The sequence below is a fragment of the Niabella drilacis genome (genome assembly GCF_900101395.1).
In the GTDB taxonomy this organism is placed as follows: Bacteria; Bacteroidota; Bacteroidia; order Chitinophagales; family Chitinophagaceae; genus Niabella; species Niabella drilacis.
Window position 1 is genome coordinate 531,910 of the sequence record NZ_FMZO01000001.1, and the last position, 12,392, is coordinate 544,301.

Consider the following 12,392-nt stretch of genomic DNA (forward strand, 5'->3'; position numbering starts at 1 on the left):
CAATGAGCAATAAGGATACCATTGCAGTGTGGCGAAATATAGGCGCCGTCCTTTACCAGATAATAAAAAAAGGGATGGCTCCATGCTGCATATGGATCTGCTGCATAGCGCCCTCCCTTGCACAGGTACCGGCTGAAAAAGATATGGCGGCCTATCTTATGGTGTATTTTAAAGATGATACCCATGGTCTGTATTTTGCGTTGAGTAAGGATGGGTATTCTTTTACGGATGTAAACAACGGCCGGCCGGTGATCAGCGGCGATTCGATCGCTGAGCAAAAAGGCATCCGGGATCCGTACATCATGCGGGGCAACGACGGCTATTTTTATATGGCCATGACGGACCTGCATATTTTTGCGCAGAAAGCCGGTTTGCGGAATACTGAGTGGGAGCGGGACGGAAAGGAGTTTGGCTGGGGAAATAACCGGGGACTTGTACTCATGCGGTCGAAGGACCTGCTGCACTGGTCGCATAGTGTGTTGCGGGTAGATAAGGCATTCCCCGGCTGGGAACATATGGGTTGCGCCTGGGCGCCGGAGCTGATCTATGACGATAAGGAGGAAAAGATCATGCTTTATTTTACCATGCGCTTTGGCAATGGACTCAATAAGCTGTACTATACCTGGCTTAATAAAACGTTTACAGGACTGGAAACCGAACCACAGCAGTTATTCCAGTATCCAAAGTACAACCGCAATTTTATCGATGGTGATATTGTAAAGGCAAATGGCCGGTACCATTTATTTTATGTACCCCATGATGGGGTCCCCGGCATTAAACAAGCGGTATCGGATCGCCTGAACGGGGGATACCGCTATGAAGAGGCCTACTGCGATCCCGAGCCCGGGGCCTGCGAGGCGCCCAATGCCTGGAAACGGATCGGGGAAAATAAATGGGTGCTGATGTATGATATTTATGGCATCAACCCACACAACTTCGGGTTTAGCGAAACGGCTGATTTTGTACATTTCACCAACCTGGGACATTTTAATGAGGGGGTGATGAAGGCCACCAATTTTGTATCGCCCAAACATGGTTCGGTCATCCATCTTACCCAAAAAGAGGCCGGGCGTTTAGCGGCACATTGGGGTTTGAAAATTTTTTGAGGATTAAAATTTATGAAATGAGGAAATGGTTCTTTTTATGGATCTGCTTTTTGGGCTGTTATACAAGTTTTGCACAGACAGGCAAAAAAAGATCCGCGCAACGGCCGCAGGCCTATGCGGGGTATCTCTTCACTTATTTTACCGGTAACAGCAAGGCTGAGGAAGCCATCCGGTTTGCGATCAGCACGGATGGCTATCATTTTAAAGCCCTTAATGGCGATCAGCCAGTCATTGCCTCAGATAAGATCAGCACAACCGGCGGGGTACGTGATCCGCATATCCTGCGGGGTGCCGACCAGCGGTCGTTTTACATGGTAGCCACGGATATGGTGTCAGCCAACGGCTGGAACTCGAACCGGGCCATGGTGTTGCTGCGGTCGAACGACTTGTTGAACTGGACCTCTTCCGTTGTCAATATTCCCCAGGCGTTTAAAAAGTTTGAGCAGGTAAACCGGGTATGGGCGCCGCAAACCATCTATGATCCGCAAAGGAAAAAGTATATGGTCTACTGGTCCATGCGTGCCGGTGATGAGCCGGATGTGATCTATTATGCGTATGCAAACAACGATTTTACGGCACTGGAAACGGAGCCCCGGCAATTATTTTATAACCCGCATGGTACGGCGTGTATTGATGGTGATATTGTATGGAAAGATGGAAAATATTACCTGTTTTTTAAAACAGAGGGTAGCGGTAATGGCATTAAGATAGCGGTTTCAGATAAACTGACGGAGGGCTATGTGCTGCGTGATACCTATGTACAGCAAACCAAAGACCCGGTGGAAGGCGCCGGGGTATTTAAACTGAATGATGGCAGCGGGTATATTTTAATGTATGATGTATATACCAGGGGACGCTACCAGTTTACAAAAACAACCGACTTTGAGCATTTTAACGTAGTGGATGAAGCCATATCGATGAACTTTCATCCCCGGCATGGAACGGTGCTGCCCATTACAAAAGAAGAAATGGCACGCTTGTCAGGCAAATGGCTGCGACCGGCAGATGTGCTCACTGCGGCACAGGCGGAAACACTGAAAAAAAATAATATCGTGTTGGACACTACAGGTAAAAAGCTGTACCTGCCGGTGTTGCCCGGCACTTCACTGAAACGGTTTGATCCGCAATTTATGAAGCTCCCGGGTGTACACATAACGCCTTCCGGGCCGGTTGATTTTTCAAAGGGGGCCGTACGTTATACGGTTACCATACAGGGGCAAAAGCCGCAAAGCGTGGCGGTGCACTTATTGCAGGATCATAACCCGGTGTTGAATGGTTATTATGCAGACCCGGAGATCCTGTACGCCCAAAAAACAAAGCAGTTTTATATCTATCCCACCAGCGATGGCTTTACCGGCTGGAGCGGCAACTACTTTAAAACATTTTCATCGCCGGACCTCGTAAACTGGAAGGATGAAGGCGTGATCCTCGATCTTCCAACGCAGGTAAGCTGGGCCAACCGCAATGCCTGGGCACCCTGCATCATTGAAAAGAAGGTGAACGGGCAGTATAAATATTTTTACTACTACACCGCGGCACAAAAAATTGGTGTGGCCGTGGCCGATGATCCTGCCGGGCCCTTTGTGGATTCCGGCAAACCATTGATCGCGCAAAAACCGGAGGGCGTACGGGGCGGACAGGAGATCGATCCGGATGTTTTTACAGATCCGAAAACCGGTAAAAGTTATTTGTATTGGGGCAATGGATATATGGCCGGCGCCGAGCTGAATGAAGATATGATCTCCGTTAAACCCGGAACGGTAACGCTTCTGAAGCCGGGAAAAACCTTCCGGGAAGGTACCTATGCATTTTACAGGAAAGGGATCTATTATTTTATGTGGAGCGAGGATGATACCCGCAGTCCCAATTACCGGGTGCGCTATGGAACTGCGGCCGGCCCGTTGGGTCCCATTACGATACCGGATGATAATATTGTTCTTGAAAAGGATGCGGCAGCCGGTATTTATGGCACCGGGCATAATTCCGTGGTACAGGTACCCGGCACTGACAAATGGTATATCGTATACCACCGGTTTACATATCCCCGTGGCATTACGATGGGGGAGGCAGCGGGCTATAACCGCGAGGTATGTATCGATAAAATGGAGTTTGATGCGGCCGGCCGTATTAAAAAAGTAATACCCACACATAAGGGCATCGGGCCGGTAAGCCTGAAATAGCGGTTAACCGGATCGCCGGGGCTTAAACTTTTTTTGGAGGATGATCATTACACAATCATGTAAAACGGATAGTAAATGATGGTAAAAAAAATAACAGGGTTGTTTTTGTGCGTGGTTGTTTTTTGTTGCAGGGCCTGGTGCCAGGATCTGGATTCTGCCTGGCTTTTTGCCTATACAAAGGTTCAAAATGAAGGCCGGGGCGGACTGCATTTCGCATGGAGCAATGATGGGCAGGGCTGGCATGCTATTGGTCCGGAGTTTGGGTTTGTGAAATCGGATTACGGGCGTTGGGGCAGCGAAAAACGGATGATCGCGCCGGTGTTGTTTGCGGGGGCAGATGGCGCCTGGCAATGTGTATGGAACCTGGGGGGCAAGAACAGCCCCGTGGCTTATACTGGTTCTCCGGACCTGGTTCACTGGATCACGCAATCTTATTACCTGAATGAACAGGAGCTGAAACCCGCGCTGGCACAGCAGGTGGCGGCCGCAAGGAGCCAACGGCAGGAGGCTGTGGTACTGGGTGTGCCGGAAACGGGCAGCCGGGTAAAAGTACCCTGGTCCCTTGTAGACGGACTTATAAAGAAAGAGCAGCTTACGCGGTACCGGAACCAGCTGTGGGGCGAGACCACCCGGGAGGACGCCCTGCGTTTTGCATCGCTGAAGCCGGTAAGTGTATCCATCCGGCCCGACCGCTCCCGTTCAAAGAAGATCGGCGATCTGCTGGTAGGCGCTTTTTTTGAGGATATTAATTATGCAGCAGATGGCGGTTTATATGCCGAGCTGATCCAGAACCGGGATTTTGAATATCATCCATCGGATAGAGAGTACCGGGATCAAAGCTGGAATCATCAAAAAGCCTGGACGGCATCCGGTGCCGGAACCGTGCTGACCATCGATTCCACGGCGCCCATTCATCCGAATAATAATCATTATGCCGTGCTGCGTACCGGCGGTTCCGGCGGGGCACTGAGCAATGAAGGCTTTGATGGTATTGCTGTAAAAGCAGGGGAGCGGTATGATCTTTCCCTGTTTGTGCGGTCGCTTACCGGAAGGGGTGTTAAACTAACGGCAAGGCTTATGGACAAAGACGGAGCCGTGATTGCATCAGCCGTTGTAAGCGGACCCGCCACTGCCTGGAGAAAGCAAACAGCAGTACTGACAGCAGCAAAAACGGTTGCCGATGCCCGGCTGGAGCTGGCATTGCCACCCGGTGCAACGGTGGCCCTGGATATGATATCGCTGTTTCCGCGGAAAACCTTTAAGGGGCGGAAGAACGGGCTCCGGGAAGATCTGGCGCAAAGCATTGCAGACCTGCATCCGCGGTTTATCCGCTTCCCGGGTGGTTGTGTGGCACATGGAGATGGCATTGAAAATATCTATAACTGGAAAAATACCATCGGCCCCCTGGAAGCGCGGAAGCCGCAACGGAACCTGTGGGGATACCACCAGAGTATGGGACTTGGGTATTTTGAGTACTTCCGGTTTTGTGAAGACATCGGCGCGCAGCCGGTACCCGTGGTGGCCGCCGGTGTTCCCTGTCAGAACTCGGGGCTGCACGGACATCCGCTGGGTGGACAGCAGTGCGGCATTCCTTTAAAAGATATGGACAGCTATATACAGGATGTGCTGGACCTGGTAGAGTGGGCTAACGGGGATGTGCATACAAAATGGGGAAAGGCGCGTGCTGCGGCGGGTCATCCGGAGCCGTTCCATTTAAAATACATCGGCATCGGCAATGAAGACCTGATCTCCGATGTGTTTGCAGAGCGGTTTACGATGATCTATAACGCGGTAAAGAAAAAGTATCCGGAGATCACCGTTATTGGTACGGTAGGACCTTTTTTTGAGGGTACCGATTATGAGCAGGGCTGGAAGCTGGCCACAGAGCTCCGGGTGCCGGTGGTGGATGAACACTATTATGTAGCGCCGGGCTGGTTTATTTATAACCAGGACTTTTACGATAAATATGATCGCAGCAAATCAAAAGTATACCTGGGTGAGTATGCAGCACATCTGCCGGGCAGGCCCAATAACCTGGAAACGGCACTGGCTGAGGCTATTCATCTGACCACGCTGGAACGGAATGGCGATGTGGTGCAGATGGCTTCCTATGCCCCCCTGCTGGCAAAGGAAGGGCATACACAGTGGAGCCCGGACCTGATCTATTTTAACAACAGCACGGTGAAGCCCACTACCGGTTATTATGTACAGCAGCTGTTTGGCAGGCATGCCGGGGATGTATACATCCCTGCAACGGCACTGTATTCTGATAATAATGAAAAAGTACGCAATCGGGTAGCCTGGTCGCTGGTGCAGGATACAAAAAGCGGGGACCTGGTCCTGAAGCTGGTGAACCTGTTGCCCGTAAGCGTTTCCGTTACAACAGACCTGGCTGGGTTCCGGCTGGCGCAACGGGTACAGAAGACCGTATTACAGGGCAACCCTGCCGACCGGGCACTGGTTCCGGTGGAGGCCACGGTTTCCCTGAAGGAAGCAGAAAAAATGACCCTGGAGCCTTATTCGTTCACGGTAGTGCGCGTAAAGCAACAATAACAAAATATCCCGTATAGAAAACCGTCAGCAGCAGGTTCCTCCGGGGCCTGCTGTTGTAGTATGGGAGCGCTTGTTGGCCATCATCGGTTTAGTATCGGCACTTTGGATGTTCGCTGCCATGCGTCTTTCGCCCCTTATTTAAAAACCCAAAGCAAAAAAAATTTTTTCCTCCGGAAAACATTATGTATCTATGTATGTACAAATAAGATTGACTATTCCCATTATAACAGCGGGGAACCTTGCCTGCCAGCTAAAATAAAAAGGCTTATTGTTGTAGTAATCCCGTATGCCTTAGGTTCCTGGGCTGGGCAGTGTCCGGAGGTTTATACGGGAGCATTAATTAATATTTATGAAACGATTATTCTTACTGAATCTTGTTTTTTTACTGGTTGGAGCACAGGCGCAAACCGGGAAACTGAATCTTTCATCTTACGCAGGGAGGATCGCCGCATCGGGTATCAGCAACCAGGAGCTGGCTGCGCAGCTACGGAGCGATGCCCGGCTGGACACCGTGCAGGCCCGCGCATTGCGCATCTTAACCGGTTTTAATGCGGGTACCGGTTACGGGGAGATCTGGATCCGCGACTTTAATACGTTTATAAAGGGCTCACTGAAGGCGCGGGAGCAGAGAGATGTAAAGGATGCGCTGCTCCTCTTCTTTAAGATACAGGGTACAGATGGCAATATCCCCGATGGGGCCATTCATAAAAAACAGGCCAATGTGGGGTATCAGTACCGGTATTCTGAGCTGGCGCCGGATTGGGCGGCACATAAGAATACGGTGGAGACTGACCAGGAATCTTCCCTGGTGCAGGCCGTAAAAAAATACATCGATGTTACTGGTGATAAGGAGATCCTGCAGGAAACGATCGGCGGTAAAACCGTATTGCAGCGGCTGGAAGCAGCGCTGAACTATGTGATGACGGATCGCTGGTCGAAGGAGTATGGCCTGGTAAAAGGGGCCACCACCATCGACTGGGGCGATGTGCAGCCGGAGAAGGGCTGGGGTGTGGCTTTGAATGATAAAACAAAATGGGCCATCGATATTTATGATAATGCCATGTTTGTAATGGCCGTTAATGATTTTATGACGATGATACCGGCTTCCGGTGCCCTGCATAAAAAATGGCAGACTACCGTTGCTGCGCTTAAAAAGAACATCCGCAAACATCTTTGGGATGCGGGCCGGGCAAAATACATACCGCACCTGTATTTGAACGGAAGCCCTTTTTCAAAAGACTTTGATGAACGCAGCATCCTCTATACCGGCGGAACGGCCTGCGCTGTTCTTGCAGGACTGCACAGCAAAGCGGAGATCCGGAAGATCAACGACCAGTTTTTACGGGCGGCGGAAAAAGAAAAATTTGCCACCATCGGCATGACGGTGTACCCGCCATACCCGGTGGAAGAATTTCCCAATATGGCGGCCTATAACTACCAGAATGCGGGCGACTGGACCTGGTTTGGCGGAAGGATGATCCAGGCGCTGGCAGCAAATGGTATGGTATTGGAGGCCTATGCAGAAATGAGCCCGATGATCGACCGGGTATTGCAGAACAAGGGATTTTATGAGTGGTATAATGTGCGCAACGGAAAAGCATCCGGTTCGGGTGATTTCCGGGGTGAGGCGGGGGTATTGTATGATGCTATAGAATTGCTGAGAAGCTGGGCAAGGGCGGTGAAATAGGGAGTAGTCGATGATCCATTAACCGCAATGGACGCAACGTATCCGCAACGGTCGCAATGAGAATCGTTATGGCAGATACCCTGGCGCGCCTTGCGTGACCCTCGCGCCCTTTGCGGTAAAATGGATCACGAAGATGTGATGTAACCGCGATGGACCTTGCAGTAAAATTCAATCACAAAGCATTCCGGTTGCCGATCGTGTTACTGAAGCTGAAAAGTGCGACGCAAGCAAAGCCGATAGCAGTACAGAGCCGGCGCAATAATACGCAGTCTAATATCTATCATCATGCATATACATATATTGCTGAAAACATGGTTGTCCATTTATTTTACAACGGTAACATTGCTCTGCAACAGCCAGGAGCGGGTGGTCTGGAGCATTGGCAAAAAAGACAACAGCGCCGCGGAGTTTGCCCTGGCACCCGGGCGGTACCAGGATTTTTTAAAAGAAGATTTTGGATGGGAGAACCGGCAGTACATCGTTGGCCGATCCGACCCGCGTAAGGACTGGCCCTATGTATTGCCCGGTCCCGCCGATGCCTGGGGCGGCACCAGCCCAACGGCCGGCATCCGCACACAGGTGCTCAACGTATTGTTTGATCTGAAAACGGTAGATGCAACACATGGCAGCACGCTCATTGTGGATGTATTGCATACCCATTTTAAACTGCCGCCCTATTTTAAAGTAACCGTGAACCAGCGCTCCTTCACCTTCCGCCTGCCAAAGGGAAGCAATGAAGCGGCATTGAGCGGCGATAACCGGGATGCGCTGAATCATACCATTAGCATTCCACTGACCGCAGCAGATCTGAAAGCGGGCGTAAATGAACTGCGGTTAACCAGCCTGGAAGGGTCCTGGCTGGTATTTGATGACCTGCGTATGGAGGGCGGTGGCACTACGCAACTGAACCCGGTGCACACCGCTGCACTGATCCGTGATGTAAAAGCTGCTCCCTGGCAATTGAATGCAGGGGTACAGCCGCTTTTGATCGATGTGGCGCATACGGATGACCGACCGGTGCTGGTTGTAAAGCTGGATGGTAAAACCATTCTTAATAAAAAAGCAGCACAGGGGCCTGCGATCATAGAAGCCCCGATGCCGGCTGTAACAAAAGCGGTTAACAGTGCCTACACGGTTTTTGCAGATGGCAAACCCGTTGCTTCCGGTGCTGTTATGCGTGGACCGCAGCCGCTGGTGCAGCCATCGGATTATGTAAATACCTTCCTGGGTACGGCGCACTCGCGGTGGATGATCGCCCCGGGGCCCTGGATGCCTTTTAGCATGGTAAAGCTGAGTCCGGATAACCAGGATGCCGGCTGGCAGGCGGGGTATGATCCCATATTTGAAAGCATTGGCACCTTTAGCCATGTGCATGAATGGACCATGGCCGGGCTGGGCATGCTGCCGGTGAATGGCACGCTTAAAATAAAAATGGGAGAGGCGCCGGCGTTGAAAAACGATACCACGGGTTACCGGTCGCTGATCAATAAAGCCACGGAGGAAGCGCCGCTGGGTTATTATAAAGCCGACCTTACCAGCTATAACATCAAAGCGGAACTGACGTCCACCACCCGCTGCAGTTTTCAGCGGTATACCTATCCGCAACAGCAGGATGGAAGGGTGATGATCGATCTTAAGGTACCGGCCGAGTATGATTATAAGATCCTGAAGGCCTCGCTTACGCAGGTAGATGACCATACCATTGAGGGCTATAGTGTGCAGCAATCGAAGCAGGTATGGTCTACCGATGCGGACCAGGATTATACCCTGTATTTCCGGATCGAGTTTGACCAGCCCATTAAAAAAATGGGCGGCTGGATCAATGATGCCATAAGCGGTCAAAACCACCTGGAGGCGGAGCACCCGGACCGGATGGGTTGCTATGCGGAGTTTGATACCCGCCGGAATGCCGCGGTACAGGTACGCACGGGCATTTCCTATGTGGATGCGGCTGGTGCCCGAAAAAACCTTCAGCAGGAGATCAGCACCCCCTTTGGATGGAGTTTTGATGCCGTGCGGAAGCACAATATCCAAACCTGGAATGCGCTGCTGGGGCGCATTACCATTACCAGTGACGACAGCCGGGAAAAGATGCGTTTTTATACCAACCTCTACCGCAGCTTTTGCCGGAACACCTTTAGCGATGTGGATGGCCGCTGGGTAGATGCTGCTGAAAAGATCCAACACTTAAAAAAGCCGGACGATGCGGCGCTGGGTTGTGATGCGTTCTGGAACACCTTCTGGAACCTGAACCAGTTGTGGAACCTGGCGGCGCCGGAATGGTCTGCCAGGTGGGTACGCTCGCAGCTGGCCATGTTTGATGCCAATGGCTGGCTGGCCAAGGGCCCGGCGGGGATGGAGTATATACCGGTAATGGTAGGCGAACATGAAATACCCTTGCTCGTAAGCGCCTACCAGATGGGCATTCGCGACTATGATGCGGAAAAATTGTTTAAGGCCGTGGTAAAAACAGCTACTTCAAAACCGGAGCGGGTGGGCAATGGCCTGGCCGGTAACCGGGATATTGAGGCCTTTTTAAAATACAAATACGTGCCGGCCGACAAAGGCCGGTTTTCCAATACCCTGGAGTATGCCTATGATAACTGGACGGTGGGGCAACTGGCCACGGCCCTGCAAAAGCCGGAAGCCGCCCTTTTTAAAGACCGCGGCAACTGGTGGCAGCATGCTATTGATACGGCCACGGGCTATGCCCGCCTGCGGTACAGCAGCGGTGCCTGGGAACAAAATTTTGATCCGTATAAAACAGGCGCCAACCATCATTATGTGGAGGGTAATGCCTGGCAGCTGACCTATTTTGTGCCGCAGGATGTGCCGGGCTTGATCCGGGCCATTGGCAAAGAGCGCTTTACCGGTCGCCTTACCAAAGGGTTTGAAGCCAGCGAGCCCTGGCGCTATAATGCCCCCGGTGACCAGTACTGGGATTTTCCGGTGGTGCAGGGCAACCAGCAATCCATGCACTTTGCCTTCCTTTTTAACTGGGCCGGGCAGCCCTGGCAAACACAGCGGTGGAGCCGCTCCATCCTGGACCGGTATTATGGTTATGGCGTAGCGGATGCCTACCTGGGCGATGAGGACCAGGGGCAAATGAGCAGCTGGTTTGTGATGGCGGCCCTGGGCCTGTTTCAGACAGATGGGGGTTGCAGTGTAGTGCCGCAATATGAAATTGCCAGCCCGCTGTATAAAAAAGTAGTCATTGACCTGGGTGGGCGTTATGGGCGCGGTAAGCAGTTTGTGATCAGTGCACCAGCCGCCTCGCATGAAAATAAATACATACAGCGCGCCCGGCTGAACGGGCGTGTGCTCAACAGCTTCCGTTTCCCTGCCGGCGAATTGCTGAAAGGCGGCACGCTGGAGCTGGAGATGGGCAGTAAGCCTAATAAGCAGTGGGGTATAGAACCGTAACCCGATATTACTTATTTTTATCCGAAAAAATCGAATGAAAAAACTGATCCTGGACCTGGCCACCACCCTTGATGGATTTATAGAAGGCCCCAACGGGGAAATAGATTGGTGCATCATGGATGATGATATGGATTTTGATGGATTCCTCTCCGGGATTGACACCATATTTTACGGCCGCGTCAGCTATGACCAATGGGGCAACTATCAACCCGAAGCCGGTGCCCCTGCAGGAGAGCAGGCATTGTGGAAGGCGGTGCATTCAAAAAAGAAAGTGGTGTTCTCCACCCAGCCCCGGCAGGATGATTATGCCACCTTTATTAGTGATGACATCGTGAACCGGGTAACTAAAATAAAAAAACAGGGTGGGGGCGATATCTGGCTGTATGGTGGCGCCGGCCTTATAAAAACCTTTATCCGGGAAAGACTGATTGACACTTACCGCATATCCGTACACCCCATCGCATTAGGCAGCGGCAAGCCCCTGTTTGAAGACCTGAAAGAGCGGCTGGCCCTGCACCTGGTGAAAACCAATACCTTCCGTTCCGGTGTGGTACAGCTGATCTACGAGGCCGGGTAATGGTGAGCATAAATAAAACGAACACTGATGTTAAAGATGAATCTTTTGCGACGATAAGTATAGCATATTAGCCGCTCTGTCCCTCCAATCTCCCCGTCGCCCAAGCCACAGCATGCTCCCTCAGAAAATGCTGTTTCAATACTAAAAGCCATCTCAAAAAGCGCTTTCCCCAAATATCTTCGTAATTTTAAACCAAACACAACCTATGACACACCAAAAGCACCTTCATGACTTTATTCCCCTACATGGCGGCTACCGCCACCTGATCACTTTTCAAAAAGCCGGGATCATTTACGACGGTACCGTATTTTTTACCGGAAAGTATTTCAATAAATACGACCGCACTGTTGATCAGATGGTGCAGGCAGCCCGGTCGGGTAAGCAAAACATTGCAGAAGCCAGTATGGCTTCCGGCACCTCAAAAGAAATGGAAATAAAGCTGACCAATGTAGCCCGCGCCAGCTTAGAAGAGTTATTGCTGGATTATGAAGATTTTCTGCGTACCCGTAAACGAATGCAATGGCCTCGCAGCCATCGCCTTTCTCTGCGCTTTGATGAACTCAACCAGACATCCAATGCGAGCTACGATACCTTTAAAAAAGCCATCGAACATGAAGATCCTGAGATCAGCGCCAATGTGCTCCGTTGCCTGGTAAAAGTAACGGTCTACCTGCTGGGACAGCAGGTAATCGCCCTGGAAAAAGCCTTTCTCAACGAAGGCGGCCTCCGCGAGCGCATGACCCGCGCCCGGTTGCAAAACAGGAACAGGCAACCACCGGAGTAATGACACCTCAGGGAACTGAGCAACAAATGAGGCGCAAGGGTAAGCACCAACGTCTCCCAGTCCCTCCCGTCCCCTGAAAGTA

At 51.5% G+C, this 12,392-nt stretch carries 7 protein-coding genes; all 7 read left to right on the top strand.

Going from position 1 to position 12,392, the window contains the following annotated elements; all coding sequences use genetic code 11:
- Nucleotides 1–2 precede the first annotated feature (2 nt).
- A complete protein-coding gene (locus BLS44_RS02400) occupies nt 3–1,106 on the top strand; it encodes a glycoside hydrolase family 43 protein (protein WP_143019635.1) in 1,104 nt (367 codons plus the stop codon).
- 17 nt (nt 1,107–1,123) lie between these two features.
- Nucleotides 1,124–3,286, top strand: coding sequence for a glycoside hydrolase family 43 protein (locus BLS44_RS02405; RefSeq protein WP_090388405.1), 2,163 nt, complete (start codon nt 1,124–1,126; stop codon nt 3,284–3,286).
- A 75-nt stretch (nt 3,287–3,361) separates the two neighbouring features.
- A complete protein-coding gene (locus BLS44_RS02410) occupies nt 3,362–5,839 on the top strand; it encodes an alpha-L-arabinofuranosidase C-terminal domain-containing protein (RefSeq protein ID WP_245729072.1) in 2,478 nt (825 codons plus the stop codon).
- A gap of 349 nt (nt 5,840–6,188) precedes the next feature.
- Nucleotides 6,189–7,526: a glucosidase family protein gene (locus tag BLS44_RS02415; RefSeq protein ID WP_245729073.1), complete on the top strand. Its 1,338-nt coding sequence runs from the start codon at nt 6,189–6,191 to the stop codon at nt 7,524–7,526.
- Between the two features lie 285 nt (nt 7,527–7,811).
- Nucleotides 7,812–10,949: a GH92 family glycosyl hydrolase gene (locus BLS44_RS02420; protein ID WP_090388406.1), complete on the top strand. Its 3,138-nt coding sequence runs from the start codon at nt 7,812–7,814 to the stop codon at nt 10,947–10,949.
- A gap of 34 nt (nt 10,950–10,983) precedes the next feature.
- Entirely contained in the window at nt 10,984–11,526 is a 543-nt protein-coding gene (locus BLS44_RS02425; protein ID WP_090388407.1) for a dihydrofolate reductase family protein, read from the top strand.
- 205 nt (nt 11,527–11,731) lie between these two features.
- On the top strand, nt 11,732–12,310 hold the full coding sequence (locus tag BLS44_RS02430) for a four helix bundle suffix domain-containing protein (protein WP_090388408.1): 579 nt from the start codon (nt 11,732–11,734) through the stop codon (nt 12,308–12,310).
- The last annotated feature ends 82 nt before the right edge of the window (nt 12,311–12,392 follow it).